This is a genomic window from Mycoplana dimorpha (genome assembly GCF_003046475.1).
In the GTDB taxonomy this organism is placed as follows: domain Bacteria; phylum Pseudomonadota; class Alphaproteobacteria; order Rhizobiales; family Rhizobiaceae; genus Mycoplana; species Mycoplana dimorpha.
In genome coordinates this window covers 108,623-127,405 of sequence record NZ_PZZZ01000009.1, presented here as the reverse complement: position 1 = coordinate 127,405, position 18,783 = coordinate 108,623, and the positions used below count along the sequence as shown (strand labels likewise).

Genomic DNA, 18,783 nt, shown 5'->3' with positions numbered 1-18,783 from the left:
CAGGCGGAGCACGCAATGCGAATGACGATTTATCATAGGACGGAGGTGAAGCGTGGCGTATGACGCGCAGGCACCGCTGCACTCCCCTCCAACCGGCCTCGCCGAACTCGAGCAACGCGTTCGTGATGATCTCGCGTGCCTGTGCTATCCGCCGGCCAACTGGGTCGTGCCGACAAGGGCAGAAAGCGGCGAACACGTCCATGACGTCGTCGTCATCGGCGGTGGTATGTGCGGATTGGTTGCCAGCTTCGCGCTTCTTGCCGGCGGCATCCGCAACATCCGCATTTTCGACCGCAGCCCATCGGGGTTCGAGGGGCCGTGGCTGACCTACGCCCGCATGGAGACCCTGCGTTCGCCCAAGCAACTGGTTGGCCCCGCCTACGGCATGGCATCGCTCACATTCCGCTCGTGGTATGTCGCGCTTTTCGGCAACGACGCCTGGGCCGGGCTCGACAAGATTCCGCGGCCGATGTGGATGGACTACCTGCGCTGGTACCGGAAGGTCCTGGCACTGCCGGTCGAAAACGACGTGGAGGTCGGCAAGATCCTGCCTGAGGGCGACCTCATGCGCCTGACGTTGAGCGGTGGCGGGGCTCGCGAGACATCGGTCCTCGCCCGCAAGGTGGTGATGGCCACTGGCCGAGACGGCATGGGCCATCCGAGCATTCCCGGCTTCATCGATGGTCTGCCCCGGAAATACTGGGCACATTCGTCCGACCCGATTGATTTCGAACCCCTGCGCGGCAAGCGCGTCGTGGTGGTCGGCGTCGGCGCCTCGGCTGTCGACAACGCGGCGGAAGCGCTGGAAGCGGGTGCCGCCGAGGTGCGTCACCTGATCCGCCGCAAGGAGATGCCCACGATCAACAAGCTGATGGGCATCGGCTCATTCGGTTTCACGGCGGCATTTCCGCGCCTCGATGACGCCCGCCGCTGGCAGATCATGAACTATTCGCTCCGCACCCAGACCCCGGCGCCGCGCGGGTCCACCATGCGCGTCAGCCGCCATTCCAATGCCTATTTCCATTTCGATGCCGCCGTCAAGAAAGTCGAACTGGACGGTGAGGAGATCGTCATCGCCACGCCGTCCGGCAAGACCGTGCGCACGGACTTCCTGATCCTCGGCACCGGCTTCACCGTCGATCCACTGGCGCGCAAGGAACTCGATGGCTATGCCGACAAGATTGCGCTCTGGCAGGACAGGTACATCCCGCCGGCCGGCGAGGAGAACAGCGATCTGGGCAAATTCCCATATCTCGCCGATGACTTCACCTTCATCGAGCGCGAGCCGGGCACGGCGCCCTGGCTGTCCAACATTCACAGCTTCAACGCCGGTGCTGCTGCGAGCCTCGGCAAGATGAGCGGTGACATCCCGGGCATAAGCGAGGGAGCAGCCATCCTGGCGCGCGAAGTCGCGGCAAAGCTCTACCAGGAGAATTTCGACCAGCACTGGCAGCGATTGCTCGACTACGACACGCCGGAACTGCGCGGCGACGAGTGGACGGCGTCGCCGCTGCCGGATGACCAGCGGACCTTTGTCCGCAAGCAGGCTTAGGAGGACGGCGTGGCCGAGAACGACGACGTAATCGCCAGGATTGTAGGCATCGAGCCGGGTAGCGCCCTGGCCGAAGTGGTGGCGGGACGAGCCGACGTCATGGCGTTGACCCAGCAGACCCATGACGGCGCACTGATGCCGGAAACGCCGGGCGGACTGAGCCATGCCGAGCGCGCGGCACTCGCCTGCCGGATCGCCAAGATCAACAACGACAGCGAGTTCGAGGCGCATTTCGAGACGCTGCTCGACAAGGCCGACGCTTCGGGCGATGCCGCTCGCTTCGCCGACATCTGGTTTGACGGCGGCGGCGACATCAGGCTCAAGGCGCTGATGCGCCATGTCGACCTCGTGGCTCACGCGCCGAAGGATGCGACGCGGCATGACATCGAGTTGCTGCGCGAGGCTGGCATAGCCGAGGCCGACATCGTCCGGCTGGCGGAGCTGATCGCCTTCGTCAGCTATCAGATCAGGGTCGCCGCCGGGCTGCGGCTGATGCGGGGGCTGGCATGAGCAGGGTCGTTCACGAATTCACCACCACAGTTCCGGTTTGGAAGCCCTATGTGACGCCGCTCGACCTCGCGGAGGCAAGCCGCGAGCAACTCGACGCTCTGAAGGTGACGCCATCCAACACCAAGGTATCGGACTATGTGCTGGTGCTGGCCCATGACGTCGAAACCCTGAAACATCGGACGCCACTGTTCAACGCCGTCATGTATAATAAGGGCGGGCTCTCAAGGGCCGAGCGCGAGATCGGCGCGGTGGGCGCCTCGATGGTTAATCGCTGCATCTATTGCGCGGCAGTCCATGCCGGGCGCTACAACCAACTGACCAAGGATGAGACGGTCATCGACGCGATCTTCGCCGATGGAAACGATGCCGATATCGAACCTCGGCTCAAGGCAATCCTTAATTTTTCGGTCAAGCTGTCGAAGTGCCCGTCCGACGCGGATGAAGCCGACCTGCAAGCGCTCGTCGATGCCGGCCTGGGCAAGGACGAGATCCTGGATCTCATCTTGTCGACATCGCTGTTCGGCTGGGCCAACCGGCTCATGCATACGCTGGGGGAACCGTTGGCCGAGTGACCCGGGGGAGGGAGCATTGGAATGAGCGTGCGTTCGGACAATCCGCCCGAGATCGGGCCGCGCCTTCAGGCATTTCGGAAGGAGCAGAAGCTGACCCTTGCCGAGCTTGCCGCGCGATCCGGAGTCTCGCGGTCGATGCTCTCCGAGATCGAACGCGGCAATGCCAATCCGACTTACGGCACGCTGTGGCATCTGACCCGGGCGCTCAATATCGACCTCAACAGCCTGATCAGCGGCGCCAGCGAGGAGCGCGCGAGCCGCATCGACCTGCAGCCGGAGAACCTGACGCCCACCATCCGCAGCGCCGACGGCAGCTGCACGCTGCAGATCCTGTCCCCCGCCGGCATGGTGCCGTTGATTGAATGGTATCTCCTGAATTTCGAGACGGACGGCAAGCTGGTCAGCGATCCGCATGGCGCCGGTACAATTGAGCATCTGCACTGTATCGATGGTGAAATCGTCGTGCGCAGCGCTGCCAACGAGATGATCGTGCGAGCTGGGGAAACGGCACGCTACGAAGCCGACGTGCCACACTCGCTGACCAGCGTCGGACAGGTGGGGGCCCGTGCGTTTCTGGTCGTCGCATCAGGGGAGATCAGCGGCAGCAGCCTCGGAACATTGAAGCGACCAAAATGAAACCACCCCGGTGCTCATCACCGGTGGGACAAAACAGTTTAAGAGAAGGATAGTGGAATGCGCGTAGGCATCGTCGGAGCAGGTTCAATCGCGTTTGGAACGGCGGCTTTTCTCGAACAGCAGGGCCACAAGGCAATCCTGTGGTCGCCATCGGGCGAGCGCACGAAGGCTTTGGCAGCGGGCGAGGCGCTCACTGCTCAGGGCGCCATCGAAGGCACCTTCCATCCGAACGTGGCGCCGAACGCCGAGGCCTTGGTCGGCGACGCCGAGGCCCTCGTCATCGCACTGCCGGCTTATGGTCACAAGAGCGTGCTCGACGCAATCGCGCCACATGTGACGCCCTCGCAGACCGTCATCTTCAGCTCTCATGCATCGTTCGGCGCGCTGTATCTGTCCCGGCTGTTGGCCAGCCGCGGCGTCACCGCAACGATCGTTGCCTGGGGAACAACAGTCGTGACCGGCCGCCAGCTCGATCCGACCTCGGTCAACGTCAACACCGTGCGCAAGCGGATCGATCTCGCCACGCTACCGGCTTCGCGCAGCGATGCCGGATTTGCCGTCTGCCAAGCGCTGTTTGGCGACCGCTTCGTCGACCGGGGCAGCCTGATGGCGATCGCGCTCTCCAACCTCAATCCGCAGAACCATATGGGCATTGCGCTCGGCAACATGACGCGCATGGAACGCGGCGAGACATGGAGCCAGGGGCAGAACGTGACGCCGAAGGTCGGCCGCCTGCTTGAGGAACTCGACCAAGAGCGCATAGCGATTGCCACCAAGCTCGGCCTTGAGGTGCGCAACATCTTCCAGCATTTCCACCTGTCATTCCACGTGCCGATCAGTTCGATCTCGCAGATGAACCAGGAAATGCACGAAGCCGGCAATGGCGGGACCGGACCAGCGACCGCCGACAGCCGCTATGTCACCGAGGACGTCCCCTTCGGCCTGGTCATGACGGCCAAGCTTGGGCGCTTGGCAGGTGAGCCGGCGGACCTGCACGAAGCCGGCGTGAAGATCTTCTCCGCCATGTACGGCCGTGACTTCGCCGCCGAAAACGACCTGCTGTTGGCGCTCGATCTCGATGCAATGTCGCTGAGCGAATTGAACGCTCTTTGCCGCGACGGATACGCGCCGGCCAAGTGAGCCTTGAAGTCGCGGCGCTCACGCTTGTGCCGCGGCTTTCCATTCAGGTTCCATCGCGCCCACAAGAACGCATTCACATGGCATTGCGCCTGCAAACCTGCCCTTCTTTGTGGGTGTAAAATCCATCGGTGCTGCAGGCCGTCGCCGCCGTTGGCGGGGACCGGAATTCGATGCCGACCGGCGTCTGGAGGATCAGGCCCGGCAGATTAACTGGGATACGGGAAAAGCTTTGCAGCCATAGGCTTCGGTACCGCAGAACCGGACCGTTCCACCGTTACATGGGAGCGCAGGTATGGAGTAATGAAGGGGGAATTCACGCCCTAAAGACCGGTTCGCAGGATTGGTTGGCCGATTTCGATCATTACGGTGGCCCCTCCATCCGCATGGCCTGCCATTCCGCGGCACCTGCCGCAACACCGACGGCCGTGGTGGCGCCGGCCAAGGCCAGTCTGGAGTGTGACACGCAGATCTGGTTCTGCGGCCCACAACCTGCAACTAAGCTTGCGTGAGAAAATCAGCCATTTCCAAGTCGTAGAACACCTTGGTCCGCGGACGGCGAGTATGGGTCGATGCGCCGGACGCATTCCTTGTGATGCTCGGTCTTGCGGTGTTCGTCGAGCGCCGGAGCGGAACACTTCGTAGATCAGGAAGCTGTTCTCGTCCTCAGGGTCGCGCAGCACATCGAAACGCAGGTTTCCTGGCTCTTGGCGGGTGCCCTCGTAGTTGATCCGGAACGCCCCAGAGCAGCGAGGAGACGTCGACGAGCTGGCGCTGCAAGGCATTTGGCGCGCGCCGAGCGGTCCCCGGCCTCGTCGTAGATTGTCTTGTGGGCGAGGTCCGGCTCGAACTGGCGGTCCCAGCGGAACTAGTTCCCTGCCGCCTCGACGAAGTGGGCATGCAACTCGGTCCCGAGCGCCGTCGCCTCCTTGGCGACCGGCATCACGACGGGAAGCCCGAGCGCGTTGGCCATGATCTGCGACCGGTGGGCGGATTTCGATGCGCCGGCGGAAAATACGACCTTGTCGGGCGTCTTGCCGGTCAGTTGAAAGATGGCGCCCAGGTTGCGGGCCTCCACAACCGCGGCGTTTTCCTGGAGCGCGCGAAAAAAATCGCCGCCTTGCCAGCCTTTTCCAAGACGCCGCCTTCACTGTTGCGCCGTTGTTTGCAACGAAAGCTCACCGTGCTGCTCCCGTATGAAACAGCACGGTTTGGAGCGCCACTGGTTTTTACGCGGCGGCCTGCAGGAAGGTGGCCCGGAGGTTGTCGTCGATCTTCTCCAGGAAGCCCGTGGTGGAAAGCCAAGCTTGATCGGGTCCGATCAGCAGTGCCAGGTCCTTTGTCATGTAACCTGATTCAACCGTCTGGATGCAGACCCGCTCGAGGGTCGAGGCGAAATTTGCCAACCCCGCGTTTTCATCCAGCTTTGCTCGGTGAGCGAGGCCACGCGTCCAGGCGAAGATCGAGGCGATGGCGTTGGTTGACGTCTCCTGCCCTTTCTGGTGCTGGCGATAGTGGCGCGTCACGGTGCCGTGCGCAGCCTCCGCCTCGACGGTCTGGCCATCGGGGGTCATCAGAACGGACGTCATCAGCCCCAGCGAGCCGAAGCCCTGGGCTACGATATCGGACTGGACGTCGCCATCGTAGTTCTTGCAGGCCCAGACATAGCCGCCGGACCACTTGAGAGCAGAGGCGACCATGTCGTCGATAAGGCGGTGCTCGTACCAGATGCCGGCCTCCTTGAAGCGCTCGGCGAACTCCTCGTCATAGATGGTCTGGAAGATATCCTTGAACCGCCCGTCATAGATCTTGAGGATCGTGTTCTTGGTCGAAAGATAGACCGGCACCTTGCGCTGCAGCCCGTAATTGAACGACGCGCGGGCGAAATCGGAGATTGATTCGTCGAGGTTGTACATGCCGAGAGCAACGCCGGCAGCCGGGGCATTGTAAACCTCGTGCTCGATGACCTGACCATCGTCACCGACGAACTTCATCGTCAGCTTGCCCTTGCCGGGGAACTTGAAGTCGGTCGCGCGGTACTGATCGCCGAAGGCGTGGCGGCCGACGATGATCGGCTGGGTCCAGCCGGGTACGAGCCGCGGCACGTTCTTGCAGATGATCGGTTCGCGGAAGATGACTCCGCCGAGGATGTTGCGGATCGTCCCGTTCGGGCTCTTCCACATCTTCTTGAGCCCGAACTCCTCGACACGGCCTTCGTCCGCGGTGATCGTCGCGCATTTGACGCCGACGCCGTACTTCTTGATCGCGTGTGCGGCGTCGATTGTGATCTGATCGTCCGTCTCGTCGCGCTTCTGGATGCTCAGATCGTAATATTTGAGATCGATGTCGAGGTACGGATGGATCAACTTGTCCTTGATGAACTGCCAGATGATGCGGGTCATCTCATCGCCATCGAGTTCGACGACAGGATTGGCGACCTTGATTTTATGCATGTATTCCTCCCAACGGTGACGGCCCTCCGCCGCCAGCTGTTTAGCGCATGTCGCGCATATGGCTTTCGACGCTGCGAAGATGACGCCGCATGGCGTCGGCCGCAGCCGCGCCGTCGCGATCTGCGATCGCTTCGACGATCTGTTCGTGTTCTACAAAGCTGTGGTGGTCCGGCGGCGGGCGCACCGGCGTGTCGCGCAGCCGGCCCCACGTCACTGCCCGGCGCACCGCGCTGAGGGTGTCCAGCAAGCCGAGAAGCAGCGAGTTCTGCGAGGCTTCGCCGATCGTTCGGTGCAGCCGGTTGTCCCATTGTTCATACTGGCGCCAGGTCGGTGCCTGCTGCGCCTTGATCATGCAGTTGCGGATTTCCGCGATCTGGCTGGCGGTGGCGTTCAGGGCCGCGCAACGGGCGACTTCTGGCTCGAACGCAATGCGGGCACCCATGACCTCGAGCGGGTTGGTGCGCTGAACCATGGCGTTGATGTCGGCCACGGTGTCGATCGGGCGATCACCGGTGAACGTCCCCTTGCCGACATGACGCCAAACCACGCCTTCCGCCTGCAGGGTGGCAAGCGCCTTGCGCAGGACGGCGCGGCCGACGCCCAGCGACTGCGCCAGCTCCCGTTCCGGCGGCAGCCGCCCGTCTTCCGGCAGCTCGGCCGTCGCCAGGAAGTGCCTCAGCCTGGCAACGACATCCATCTCGATATTCTGATTCATATCCAAACCAATCGTGAATTGGTTTTAGCAATAATGGCGCGATGGCGCCATGTCAATATCGATGGTGAGAAGGGGTTGGAGTACGTCATTGCCGCCTCAAAGTATTGAAATATATCGATAAATTACAGTAGATTTGGCGTTGTGCGGAATTTTTTGGTTTGCGCCGGCCAAGGAAGTTGCAAAAAATAGGTTGACACTGCTCCGGATTAATATCTGATTGGTTTCAGATTGGGTTCCCGGGGGAAGCCCGGTCGAAGGGAGGAAATCATGAATCAGCTAGCCAGAAAAATCCGGGCTACGGTTTCTGCCGTCGCCTTTTGTGTTGCCGCTGCCGCGCCGGGAATGGCCTGGGCGGATCCGATGCGGATCGCCTTTGGCGATATCGCCACGGTCGAATCGCTGCATCTTCTGGCCGCTTTCGAGCGCGCCAGGGAGAAGGGCGTCGACGTGCAGGTCACGTTCCTGAAGAGTGAAGACATCGCCGCGCAGGCGGTTGTCAGCGGCCAGGCCGATGTCGGCGTCGGTGCACCTTACGCGCTGCTGCAGAAGGTGAAGGCGCCGATCCGCATCTTCACCCAGCTGAGCACGCTGCAGTTCTACCCGGTCGTCAACACCGAGTTCTACAAGGAGTGGAAGGACCTGGATGGCCAGGAAGTCGCCGTCCATTCGCGCGGCTCGGGGACGGAAGCCATCATGCAGCTGATGGCCGCCAGGAACGGCATCAAGTACTCGGGCATTTCCTATGTGCCCGGTGCAGAGGTTCGCACCGGCGCGCTTCTGCAGGGCAACGTCAAGGCGACGATCGTCGATTCGTCCGGCAAGCGTGTGCTGGAGGACAAGGCGCCCGGAAAGTTCGCCTTCCTGCCGCTCGACGGCGTGAACGCGACGGACGAGGCGCTCTTTGCCAACACGGACTACCTCGCCGCCAACGCCAAGGACGTCGAGATCCTGGTCGAGGCGATCCTGACCACCTGGCGGGAGGTGGCAGCCGATCCGAAGGCGGCGGCGGCGCTGAGGGACCAGTACAAGCTCCTTCCGGACGCGACGCCCGAAATGGTGGCCGACATCGAGCCTTATTTCACGGAAGCCGCGCCGGCCGTGCCGCTCAACGGCGGTGGCGAGGCGGCTGCCCGCAGCGACTTCGACTTCTACACCATCTCCGGTGCCCTCGAAGGCGAGGCGAAGGACCTCAAGGTCGAGGACTTCTGGGATCTGACGGCTCTCAACAACGTGATCGGTCGGATCGGCGCGAAGTAAGATGCAGATGACGGTATCACCTGCAAAGCTCGACAACGGTATCGGAGCCTCGAAAGAGGCTCCGGCTACCTTTATCGAGTCGGTCCGAACCTTCGCGGACCAGCGGCGGTCCTTCTGGATCGTCATATCGCTCGCGATCCTCTTTGCGGCCTGGGAAATGGCCGGACGAATCCCGATCAGCTTCGCTTTCCCGACCTTTTTCGAAACGGTCGCCGCCTTTGCCGAGATGGTGGCCGATGGCAGCATGCACAGGGCCTATTTCCTGACGCTGCAGCCGTTGCTGCTCGGAGTCGTGCTTTCCGCCGTAATCGGCATTGCGCTCGGCGTCGCCATGGGACTGTCCGACAAGGCAGAATGGCTGCTTGCGCCCGTCTTCATCGTCCTGCAGGCCGCGCCAATGGCCGCTTTGGTGCCGCTCGTCACCTTCGTCTACGGCATCGGCCTGACCGCCAAGACGCTCGCGGTCATCATGCTCGCCCTGCCGGTTATCGTGCTGAACTCCTACAAGGCCGTCCGGCACGTCAATCCGTCGCTGGTCGACATGTGCCGCTCCTTCCAGGGCACGCGCCTGCAGCAGATCTTCAAGATCATCATCCCCGATGCCTCGCCGGTGCTGTTTGCCGGCCTGCGGCTCGGCATCGCCGCCGGCTTCATCGGCGTGATGCTTGCCGAACTGCTGATCACCCCGACCGGCATCGGCGACCTCATCACCTACCATCGCTCGGTCGCCAACTACGCGCATATGTACGCCGCCGTCGCATCGATCATCGCGGTTTCCACGCTGACGCTCGCCGGCCTGCAGTATGTTGAAACGCACTGGCTGCGTCCGGAAAAGAGGAGAAAATAATATGGCCAATCCTGCTTTGGCGCGCAGCAGCGCCGGCGTGACCGCTGTCACCAGCAACGATCCGGTCGTGCAGGTCTGTGACGTCTGCAAGAACTATCGCGACGTCGAGGCGTTGCGCGGCATCAATCTCGAGTTCGAACGCGGCAAGCTCACCACGCTTCTGGGGCCTTCCGGCTGCGGAAAGACGACCCTGCTGAAGATCATCGCCGGCCTGGTGCCCGCGACGTCCGGGGAAATCCGGGTGAACGGCCGCGCCGTCACCGGACCGGGTCCCGAGCGGGCCTTCGTCTTCCAGGATTTTGCGCTGATGCCCTGGGCCACCGTGCTGCGCAACGTCGCCTTTGGCCTCGAACTGAAGGGCGTGGTGTCCGCCGAACGGAACCGTATCGCCAGGCGCTATATCGAACAGGTGGGGCTTGCGGGTTTCGAAGAGAAGTATCCCCATGAGCTCTCCGGCGGCATGCGCCAGCGGGTCGGCATCGCCCGTGCCTTTGCGGTCAACGCCGACGTGCTCCTGCTCGACGAGCCGTTCTCGGCCGTCGACGAGCAGAACCGGCGCAAGTTCCAGGAAGACCTGTTGCGGCTCGTCGAGCAGGAGAAGAAGACCTTCATCTTCGTAACCCACTCGATCGAGGAGGCGGTCTACGTGTCGGATCGCATCGTACTGCTGTCGCCGCGGCCGGGCCGCATCTCGCAGGTCATCGACCCCATGATCGACCGTTCGGCCTCGCCGGATGACATTCGCCGCGATGCCGGATATCTCGACGTCGTCGAGGAGATCTGGCAGGGGCTGCGCCAGTATGCGGAGTGATGCGCCATGACCCTGTTCGGCACACGCATTCCCATGATGACGTCGCTGATCTTCTGGCTGCTGGTCTGGGAGATCGTCGGCCAGCTTGAACTGATGTTTCTCATCCCGCCGGTTACCTCCATCATCGCCGCCGGGATCGACCTCGTCCAGACCGGATCGTGGCAGAGCGCCTCGATGATCACGCTGCGGTCCTTCGTCTACGGTATGGCGCTTTCCATCGTCGTCGGCGTGCCGCTCGGGGTCCTGATGGGGCGTGTAAAGGTCATCGACAACATTTGCGGCCTCTGGGTGAACATGTTCGTCAGCGCCCCGCTGTCGGCGCTGGTACCGATCCTGATGATCCTGTTCGGCCTCGGCGAGACGACGGTGTTCGTCACCGTGTTCCTGTTCGCGGTCTGGATCATCGTTCTGGATGCCCGCGCCGGCGTCATGCAGGTGCCCACTTCGCTGGTCGAGATGGGCCGCAGCTATGGCGCATCGCGCTGGACGATCTTCACCAAGATCATCCTTCTCTCCGCACTCCCCGAAATCCTGGCCGGTATCAGGATCGGCCTCATTCGCGGCGTGAAGGGGGTTGTCATCGGCCAGATCCTGGTCTCCGTCATCGGTTACGGCGAGCTCTTCGAGCTTTACTCCCGCAACTTCGACATGGAGCGCTTCTGGGCCCTCACCATGCTTCTCTTCGTGGTGGCGATGCTGCTGTCCGCGGGAGTAGAACACTTCGAAAAACGCATAGAATACTACGCAGGAGCGCGATAATGAACGAAATGCCCCAACTCAAGAACTACGTCTTCAATCCGGCGCCGGTGCCGACGCTGGCAGTGTCGGGAAGCGACGCGCAGTTCCCCATCCACCGCATCTACTGTGTCGGCCGCAACTTTGCCGATCACGCCATCGAAATGGGCCACGATCCAAACAAGGAGCCGCCCTTCTTCTTCCAGAAGAACCCCGACACGATCGTCCCGCTCGGCCAGGATTTTCCCTATCCGAGTGAGACGAAGGACGTCCACCACGAGATCGAGTTGGTGGTGGCACTGCACAAGGGCGGCGTCAACATTCCCCTCGAGAACGCCCTGGACCACGTCTATGGCTATGCCGTCGGCCTCGACATGACGCGCCGCGACCTCCAGGGCGAGGCGAAGAAGCTCGGTCGGCCGTGGGAAACCGGCAAGGCCTTCGAAGCGTCGGCGCCGTGCGGTCCGCTGCATCCGGTGTCCAAGGTCGGCCATCCGACGGATGGCGCGGTCTGGCTGAAAGTGAACGGCGAGATGCGCCAGAGCGGCGACCTCAACCAGATGATCTGGAAGGTGCCGGAAATGATCTCCTACCTGTCGCGCCTGTTCGAACTGAAGGCCGGCGACCTGATCTTCGCGGGCACGCCTGCGGGCGTTGGCGCCGTCGTCAAGGGCGACGAGATGGTCGGCCATGTGGCCGGCGTCGACGAGATCCGCTTCCGGGTCGCCTGATTGAAGACAGGGCAGGGCGCCTGGCGCCATGCCGCATGAATGAACAGGGCGCTCCCGCGGGCGCACCCTGTTCCCTCGCTAAACGGCCGTAGCCGGGGCCTGCTTTCACCAACTCGTTCTCCAGGGGCTGCCATGCCTGCATCGCTCACGCTTTTGACTTCGTTTGCGCTCGTTCTCGGTCTCGTGGGCTGCGTGTCAGGATTTCTGGCCGGACTGCTGGGAGTTGGCGGCGGCATTGTCGTGGTGCCGGTCCTCTATCATGTACTGGCGGCTTTTGACGTCGATCCTGCCTTGCGGGCCCATATCGCCGTGGGCACGTCGCTCGCCACCATCATTCCCACCTCCATCCAGTCGATCCGCGCCCACAAGGCAAAGGGTGCAGTTGATACCGACCTGCTAAAACTCTGGGCGCCGTTCGTCGCCGTCGGCGTCGTCATCGGTGTCCTCATCGCCTCCTATGCAACCGCCTCCGTGCTGACGGCCATCTTCGGCATCGTCGCGGCGCTGGTCGCGCTCTACATGCTTTTCACGCGCGAGGGATGGCACCCGGTCAAGGGCCTGCCGGGGCGGCCGGGGCAGGCCGGCATGGCGACGACGATCGGAACGATTTCGACGCTCATGGGCATCGGTGGCGGCACCTTGACGGTGCCGGCCCTCAGCATCTGCAGCTATCCCGTCCGCCGTGCCGTCGGCACCGCCTCGGTGATCGGCCTGATCATCGCGCTTCCCGGCGCGGTCGGCTACGTCATCAACGGCTGGGGCAAGGCCGGTCTCCCGGCATTCTCGCTGGGTTACGTGAACCTTGGCGGCCTCGTGGCGATCGTCTTCACCAGCATGTGGTTCGCACCGCTCGGCGCCCGCACGGCGCACACCATCGAGCCGCGCACGCTGCGCCTGCTCTTCGGTGTCTTCCTGACGATCACCTCTGCCAAGATGCTGCTGGACAGCCATCGCATCTTCTCCTGAGGGGCGACAGCCGACGTCTCCGCAGCAGTCTGCCGCTGCACGTCCGACAAGCTTTCGCAAGTGGGCGGCTACGGTTGTTGCGACGGGGCCTATCGAAAAGGCGATCTGTCAGTTGTATAGCGCTGCAGGTTGATTCACTTCGCTGCTTGCCCGGGAGCCTCGCGTGAGGTCGAGCGCGCACCGTGGCCGGTCCTGCCATCAAAGTCGAGTAAGCATGGAGTTGCGGCAGCTCAAGTATCTGCGAACGGCAGTAGAATGTGGAAGCCTGGGCAAGGCCGCAGCCCAACTCGGAATAGCGACGTCGGGGCTCAGCCAGCGGATCAGTCGTCTTGAAAGTGACACTGTCGACGCGCCTTCTGGTGCGCGGCGCATCGGGCGTGACGCCGACGGAGGCAGGCGCCGTGTTCTGCCGGCAAGCGACGCTCGCCCCTAGGTATCTGGAGGTCGAGCATGTCGTCGAGCGCGGCGAGCCATGGCCGATGATCAAAATGCCTTTGCTCTGCACGCAGTTGATTTTGCCGCCGCCGAGCGCCGGCTGCGGCGTTCCAAAGTCCGAGCGGCCCAATGGAACAGCGTGGAGGCTCCGACGATTTTCTCGGGAGCGCCTCCGCGATGCGTGGCGCTCGCGCAGAGATCACGCCGAACCTTCGGGGTGTCCTAGGGTGCATCCTAGCGCCGCCTTGCCAGGATGGAGCGCGACAGGACGACGATGAAGCCGATTAGAATGGTTGCGGCAATGAAGAGGAAGGCAGCGGCGGCGATCGCAGGGCTGATGTTCTCGCGGATGCTGGAAAACATCTGCCGCGCCAAGGTGCGCTGGTTGGGGCCGGCGACGAACAGCGTCAGCACCACTTCGTCGAGCGAGGTGGCAAAGGCCAGCACGGTGCCGGAGAGCACCCCGGGCAAGGCGAGCGGCAGCGTCACGCGGCGGAAGACCGTCGGCGGTGATGCGCCGAGGCTTTGCGCGGCAAGTTCCACCCGTTCGTCGATCCCGGCGAGCGCGCCGGTGACGCTGACCACGACGAAGGGCACGGCGACGACCGTGTGAGCGATGATCACGCCCAGATAGCTGTTGGTCAGGCCGAAGCCTGCGAGCAGCACCTGCAGGCCGACGCCAAGCACGACGGCCGGCACCACCATCGGCAACAGGAAGAGCGTGCGCATCGTGCCGCGCAAGAAGATCAGCCGGTTGCGCAGGCCGAGCGAGGCGGCCGTGCCGAGCGCGGTCGCAAGCAGCGTGGTGCCCGTGCCGATGATCAGGCTGTTGATGATCGCCCGCCGCCAGGCGTCGGCGAAGAACAGCTCCTCGAACCAGCGCAGCGACCAGGACGGGATCGGATAGGTGAGGATGACGCTCGAGGTGAAGGCGAGCGGCAGGATGGCGACGAGCGGCGCGACGAGGAAGAGGATCGTCAGCGTGGCGAAGGTGGCCTTGGCGATTTTCATCGGCATCGTCAGCGCCTCCCCGGATCATCGCTGGAGAGCCGCGCATAGACGCTGTAGAGCAGGAGCGTCGCGACGAGCAGCACGACGCCAAGCGCCCCGGCCATGCCCCAGTTCGCCGAGCCGAGAGCGTAGAAGGCGATGATCGAGGAGATCATCTGGTCCCCCGGCCCGCCGATCAGCGCCGGCGTGATGTAGTAGCCGATCGCCGAGATGAAGACGAGCAAGCCGCCGGAGGCAACGCCGCGCAGGCTCAATGGCAGGAGCACGCGCAAAAACGCGCGCCATGGCGGCGCGCCGAGCGAGGCGGCGGCCGGCATCAGGTTCTTGGGGATGGTGATCAGCACCGAGTAGATCGGCAGCACCATGAAGGGCAGCAGCACATGGGTCATGGCGATGATGACGCCGGTGCGGTTGAAGATCAGCGCCAGCGGCGCATCGATGAGACCGATCCAACGCAGGAAATCGTTGATGAGGCCCTGTTCCTGCAGGAGGATGAACCAGGCGGCGGTGCGCACCAGCAGCGACGTCCACAGCGGCAGCAGCACGGCGGCGAGCATTAGGTCCCGTTTCCAGCCTTCGAGCGACGCGGCGATGATGGCATAGGGAAAGCCGATGCAGGCACAGGCGAAGGTGACGAGTGCTGCGATCCAGAAGGTGCGCACGAGAATCACGCGGTTGACCGACTGGTCAGCGGGCAGGTGCTCGATATTCCCGGCGGAGTTCCGGCCGAGATCGACGGCGGCGAGCAGATTGCGATCGGTCAGCGGCGACAGCGCGTCGGCGATTGCCAGCCAGTATTCCGGATTTGCCCATCGCTTGTCGATGGAAACGAGATCGGCCGGCGGATTACCCGTGTCTGCAAGTGCGCTCGTCGTCTTGCCCATCAGCGTGCGGAAGCCCGAGCGGGCGCTGTTGAGGCGGCGCACCATGTCGCCGAGCGCCTGGTCGTCGTTGACGGCCTTCAGGTCTTCCATCAGCGCCGTCTGCATGGGCGTGGTCGGCGGCGACTTGCGGTCCCAGTCGGCCAGCACCTCAGCGGTGCGCGGCAGAAGGCGCAGCACGGCCGGATCGGACACGGCCTGCGACATCATGCTGAACAGCGGCCAGACGAAGAAGGCGATCAGGAACACGAGAAGGGGCGCCAGCAGAAGCAGCGACCGGCCGGTGCGGGACGAGGCCTTCCTCATGGCGCGATGACCCGGCAATCGCCGGCCGAAAAGGCCGCATAGACCTTGGTGCCCGGCAGAAATTCGCGTGACCTGCGGCCGAGCTTTGCGATCAGCGGGTGGGCCGCGGTCTGCAGTTGCACGCGGAGGTGATCGCCCTGGTAGACGGAATCGGTCACTTCCGTCTCAAGCACGTTGCGGGCCTCCCCGCGGGTTTCGCTGAGATCGACCCGCTCGGGACGAATGGAGAGGTAAACCGCCTGACCGGAGGCGACGTTGCCCGAAACCGCGGAAACGATCTGAGCGCCGGAAGGAAGGCGTACCGTCGCCTCCCGCCCCTGTACAGTCTCGACGACGCCCTCCACCAGGTTGGTCTCGCCGATGAACTCGGCGACGAAGCGTGTCGTCGGCTCGTCGTAGACCTGCCGCGGCGTGCCGATCTGCTCGATCTTGCCCTTGTTGAAGACGGCGACGCGATCCGACATGGTCAGCGCTTCGGACTGGTCGTGGGTGACGAAGACGATGGTCAGGCCGAGGCGGCGATGCAGGTCCCGGATGTCGAGTTGCATCTGTTCGCGCAGTTGCTTGTCGAGCGCGCCGAGCGGCTCGTCCATCAGCACGACGCGCGGCTCGAAGACGAGCGCCCGGGCGAGGGCGACGCGCTGCTGCTGGCCGCCGGAGAGCTGCGAGGGGCGGCGGTCGGAAAGGGCCGAAAGCTGCACCATGTCGAGCGCCCGCTTGACGCGCTCGCCGGTCTCGGCCTTGCCCATGCCGCGCATCTGCAGCGGAAAGGCGATGTTGTCGCCCACGGACATGTGCGGGAAAAGCGCATAGCTCTGGAAGACGACGCCCATGTCACGCCGGTGGGTCGGCACGGCATTGATGGCGGTGCCGTCGAGCAGGATGCTGCCGGAGGTCGGCTGCTCGAAACCGGCCAGCATCATCAGCAGCGTCGTCTTGCCCGAGCCGGAGGGGCCAAGCAGGCTGACGAACTCGCCCTTCTTAATGCCGAGGTCGAGATTTTCGACCACGCAGAGCGCGCCGTAGAATTTGGTGATGCGGTCAAATCGAATGAACTCGGCCACAGAAGACTCCATCGCTAGAGGCGAAGAATGCGCCGTCCGGAGAACCGCCGCATTCGGCCAGGCAGGAAGGACGCCCGGATGGGCGCCCTTCGCCGCGAATGTCCCTTACTGGGCCAGCCAGGCGTTGAAGCGCTGCGTCAGCGATTCCGCATTGTCGATCCAGAAGTCGACGTCGAGCGCAATCGAGTCCGTCATGTTCGCCGGGTCGGTCGGCAGATCCTTGGCGAATTCTGCCGGCACCTCTGCTGCCGCTTCCTTGACCGGCAGGCCGTAGGCTACGTATTGCGGCAATTTCGCCTGGTTCTGCGGCTGGCTCGCGAAGGCGATGAAATCCTGCGCCACGTCCTTGTTTTCCGCGCCCTTCAGCACGACCCAGCTGTCGACGGCGTAGATGCTGCCCGGGAAGACGACCTTGAAGTTCTTGCCTTCCGAGCGGTTGATGCCGGTGATGCGGCCGTTATAGGCGGAGGTCATGGCAACTTCGCCGGAGGCGAGGAACTGCAGCGGCTGGGCGCCGGATTCCCACCAGACGATGTTCGGCTTCAGTTCGTCGAGCTTCTTGAACGCGCGTTCGACGCCCTCTTCCGTGCCGAGCACGTCATAAAGCTCGTCCTTGGACACGCCGTCGGCGAGCAGCGCGAATTCGAGGGTATATTTCGGGCCCTTGCGCAGCGCGCGCTTGCCGGGGAACTTTTCGACGTTCCAGAAGTCCGCCCAGGAGGTCGGGCCTTCCTTCAACTTGTCGCCGTCATAGGCGATGGCCGTGGACCAGACGATGGCGCCGACGCCACAGTCGTTGACGGCGGAATCGAGGAACTTGTCCTTGCCGCCCATCTTGTCCCAGTCGATCTTCTCGTAAAGGCCGTCGGCGCAGCCGAGCGCCAGTTCTTCGGCCTCGACCTGCACGGCATCCCAGTTCGGCGCGCCGGCCTTGACCTTCGACTGGATGACGCCGATGCCGCCGTCCCAGGCCTCGTCGAGCACCGGCTTGCCGATCTTCTCGGAGAATGGCTTGAAATAGATGGTGCGCTGGGCGTCCTGGTAGTTGCCGCCCCACGAGACGACCGTGAGGTCGCGCGCCAGCGCCGGCAGGGCGAGGCTTGCCGACAGGACGACGGCAGCGGCCGCCAGGATTCCGGTTTTCGTGATTGTCTTCATGGCATTCCCCTTTTTCGTTTATGAAGGAACCGGCAGCCCGGCTCGGATTACGATCTTCTGCGTGACTGCCGGCCACCCTCGCCTTTGGCGTATCAGTGGTGTGGCAGCCTCCCAGCCGCCGCGCCCTTTCCCCTGGGCGTGTCGGCCGATTGATGCATTCCGGACATTACTGGTCAACAAGGATACGCTGTGATTTGACGACTGTCAGACGTGCTGCCCTCCATTGATGTGGATTTCCGCGCCGTTGATGTAGGACGACGGCTCGGTGCAGAGGAAATAAATGGTTTCCGCAACTTCGCGCGGATCTCCCAGCCTGCCCATCGGCACTTCCGCCGCCACCAGCTCATCGGTGCCCGGCGAGAGGATCGACGTTGCGATCTCGCCCGGCGCGATGGCATTCGCCCGGACGCCGCGACGGCCGAATTCATGGGCCATTTCCCGGGTCAGCGAGCCGAGCGCCGCCTTGGATGCCGCATAGGCAACACCGGCAAAGGGGTGCACACGCGTTCCGGCGATCGAGGTGACGTTGACGATCGACCCCTTCGCCGCTTCGAGCTCTGGCATGAGCGCGCGGGCGATCAGCGCCGTCGAGACGACATTGACGTTGAGCACCTGCGTCCAGACATCCGCGTCCGTGCTCATCACCCCGAGGCGGCTCTTGCCCGGGCCCTTCGGCGAAATGCCGGCATTGTTGACGAGCGCGTGCAGCCGGCCGTGCGGCAGCCTCTCGCGCACGGTCGCAGCAAGGCGGTCGATCTGCTTCAGGTCGGCAAGGTCGGCCTGGATATGGCTTTCGCGGGCGGAGGGCCAGGCGCATTCTTCAGAAAACGGCTGGCGCGAAACGGTGAGGATGCGCCAGCCCTTCGACTGGAAGAGCTTCACTGTCGCATGGCCGATGCCTCGGCTCGCCCCCGTCAGCAACATGTAGCGGCGTTCTTCGGTCATCGAGCGTTTCCTATTGATGCTTGATACATCGTAATTAGCGACTGTCGAATTTCAAGTCTCA

Annotated in this window: 20 protein-coding genes and 1 pseudogene; 12 read left to right on the top strand and 9 right to left on the bottom strand. The window is 63.4% G+C overall.

Annotated elements, in window-relative coordinates:
* Positions 1–52 precede the first annotated feature (52 nt).
* The 5 genes from C7449_RS19450 to C7449_RS19430 are packed head-to-tail and all read left to right on the top strand — an operon-like array spanning position 53 to position 4,410.
* Entirely contained in the window at positions 53–1,552 is a 1,500-nt protein-coding gene (locus tag C7449_RS19450; protein ID WP_245414456.1) for an NAD(P)-binding domain-containing protein, read from the top strand.
* A 9-nt stretch (positions 1,553–1,561) separates the two neighbouring features.
* Complete coding sequence (locus C7449_RS19445) at positions 1,562–2,062, top strand: CMD domain-containing protein (RefSeq protein WP_108004569.1); 501 nt, start codon at positions 1,562–1,564, stop codon at positions 2,060–2,062.
* The gene (locus tag C7449_RS19440; protein WP_108004568.1) at positions 2,059–2,634 is read left to right on the top strand and encodes a peroxidase-related enzyme; all 576 of its coding nucleotides are present in this window, start codon (positions 2,059–2,061) and stop codon (positions 2,632–2,634) included. Before C7449_RS19445 ends, C7449_RS19440 begins: the two co-directional genes overlap by 4 nt.
* Before the next feature lie 21 nt (positions 2,635–2,655).
* Positions 2,656–3,270, top strand: a complete 615-nt coding sequence (locus tag C7449_RS19435) for a helix-turn-helix domain-containing protein (RefSeq protein WP_108004567.1) — start codon at positions 2,656–2,658, stop codon at positions 3,268–3,270.
* 57 nt (positions 3,271–3,327) lie between these two features.
* Positions 3,328–4,410, top strand: a complete 1,083-nt coding sequence (locus C7449_RS19430) for an NAD/NADP octopine/nopaline dehydrogenase family protein (protein ID WP_108004566.1) — start codon at positions 3,328–3,330, stop codon at positions 4,408–4,410.
* 495 nt (positions 4,411–4,905) lie between these two features.
* On the opposite strand, the pseudogene C7449_RS22420 reads toward C7449_RS19430, so the two are convergent.
* The 4 genes and pseudogenes from C7449_RS22420 to C7449_RS19410 form a co-directional block, all read right to left on the bottom strand.
* A pseudogene (locus C7449_RS22420) lies at positions 4,906–5,192 on the bottom strand (antibiotic biosynthesis monooxygenase).
* A gap of 83 nt (positions 5,193–5,275) precedes the next feature.
* On the bottom strand, positions 5,276–5,485 hold the full coding sequence (locus C7449_RS21855) for an FGGY-family carbohydrate kinase (RefSeq protein WP_170115954.1): 210 nt from the start codon (positions 5,483–5,485) through the stop codon (positions 5,276–5,278).
* A gap of 151 nt (positions 5,486–5,636) precedes the next feature.
* The gene (locus tag C7449_RS19415; protein WP_108004565.1) at positions 5,637–6,860 is read right to left on the bottom strand and encodes an NADP-dependent isocitrate dehydrogenase; all 1,224 of its coding nucleotides are present in this window, start codon (positions 6,858–6,860) and stop codon (positions 5,637–5,639) included.
* Between the two features lie 40 nt (positions 6,861–6,900).
* Positions 6,901–7,575 (bottom strand): FadR/GntR family transcriptional regulator, encoded by a 675-nt coding sequence (locus C7449_RS19410; protein ID WP_108004564.1) that lies wholly within the window; start codon positions 7,573–7,575, stop codon positions 6,901–6,903.
* Positions 7,576–7,842: 267 nt separating this feature from the next.
* Between C7449_RS19410 and C7449_RS19405 the strand changes: the two genes are divergently transcribed.
* From C7449_RS19405 to C7449_RS22485, 7 genes are all read left to right on the top strand, one after another.
* Positions 7,843–8,832 (top strand): ABC transporter substrate-binding protein, encoded by a 990-nt coding sequence (locus tag C7449_RS19405; RefSeq protein WP_108004563.1) that lies wholly within the window; start codon positions 7,843–7,845, stop codon positions 8,830–8,832.
* Positions 8,833–8,839: 7 nt separating this feature from the next.
* Complete coding sequence (locus C7449_RS19400) at positions 8,840–9,679, top strand: ABC transporter permease (RefSeq protein WP_108004608.1); 840 nt, start codon at positions 8,840–8,842, stop codon at positions 9,677–9,679.
* Between the two features lies 1 nt (position 9,680).
* Positions 9,681–10,490: an ABC transporter ATP-binding protein gene (locus tag C7449_RS19395; protein ID WP_108004562.1), complete on the top strand. Its 810-nt coding sequence runs from the start codon at positions 9,681–9,683 to the stop codon at positions 10,488–10,490.
* Positions 10,491–10,496: 6 nt separating this feature from the next.
* Positions 10,497–11,249: an ABC transporter permease gene (locus tag C7449_RS19390; RefSeq protein WP_108004561.1), complete on the top strand. Its 753-nt coding sequence runs from the start codon at positions 10,497–10,499 to the stop codon at positions 11,247–11,249.
* Entirely contained in the window at positions 11,249–11,956 is a 708-nt protein-coding gene (locus C7449_RS19385) for a fumarylacetoacetate hydrolase family protein (RefSeq protein ID WP_108004560.1), read from the top strand. The genes C7449_RS19390 and C7449_RS19385 overlap by 1 nt, the downstream gene beginning before the upstream one ends.
* Positions 11,957–12,088: 132 nt before the next feature.
* Positions 12,089–12,922, top strand: coding sequence for a sulfite exporter TauE/SafE family protein (locus C7449_RS19380; RefSeq protein ID WP_108004559.1), 834 nt, complete (start codon positions 12,089–12,091; stop codon positions 12,920–12,922).
* Between the two features lie 214 nt (positions 12,923–13,136).
* Positions 13,137–13,355 (top strand): LysR family transcriptional regulator, encoded by a 219-nt coding sequence (locus tag C7449_RS22485; RefSeq protein WP_210204760.1) that lies wholly within the window; start codon positions 13,137–13,139, stop codon positions 13,353–13,355.
* Between the two features lie 236 nt (positions 13,356–13,591).
* Here C7449_RS22485 and C7449_RS19370 read toward each other — a convergent pair whose 3' ends face one another.
* From C7449_RS19370 to C7449_RS19350, 5 genes are all read right to left on the bottom strand, one after another.
* Complete coding sequence (locus tag C7449_RS19370) at positions 13,592–14,374, bottom strand: ABC transporter permease (RefSeq protein WP_108004558.1); 783 nt, start codon at positions 14,372–14,374, stop codon at positions 13,592–13,594.
* Between the two features lie 2 nt (positions 14,375–14,376).
* Positions 14,377–15,555 carry an ABC transporter permease gene (locus C7449_RS19365; protein ID WP_108004557.1) on the bottom strand — a complete coding sequence of 393 codons (1,179 nt, stop codon included), beginning with the start codon at positions 15,553–15,555 and terminating at the stop codon, positions 14,377–14,379.
* On the bottom strand, positions 15,552–16,631 hold the full coding sequence (locus C7449_RS19360; protein ID WP_108004556.1) for an ABC transporter ATP-binding protein: 1,080 nt from the start codon (positions 16,629–16,631) through the stop codon (positions 15,552–15,554). The genes C7449_RS19365 and C7449_RS19360 overlap by 4 nt, the downstream gene beginning before the upstream one ends.
* Positions 16,632–16,724: 93 nt before the next feature.
* A complete protein-coding gene (locus C7449_RS19355) occupies positions 16,725–17,753 on the bottom strand; it encodes an ABC transporter substrate-binding protein (RefSeq protein ID WP_374828312.1) in 1,029 nt (342 codons plus the stop codon).
* A gap of 228 nt (positions 17,754–17,981) precedes the next feature.
* Positions 17,982–18,722 carry an SDR family NAD(P)-dependent oxidoreductase gene (locus C7449_RS19350; RefSeq protein WP_170115953.1) on the bottom strand — a complete coding sequence of 247 codons (741 nt, stop codon included), beginning with the start codon at positions 18,720–18,722 and terminating at the stop codon, positions 17,982–17,984.
* Positions 18,723–18,783 lie beyond the last annotated feature (61 nt).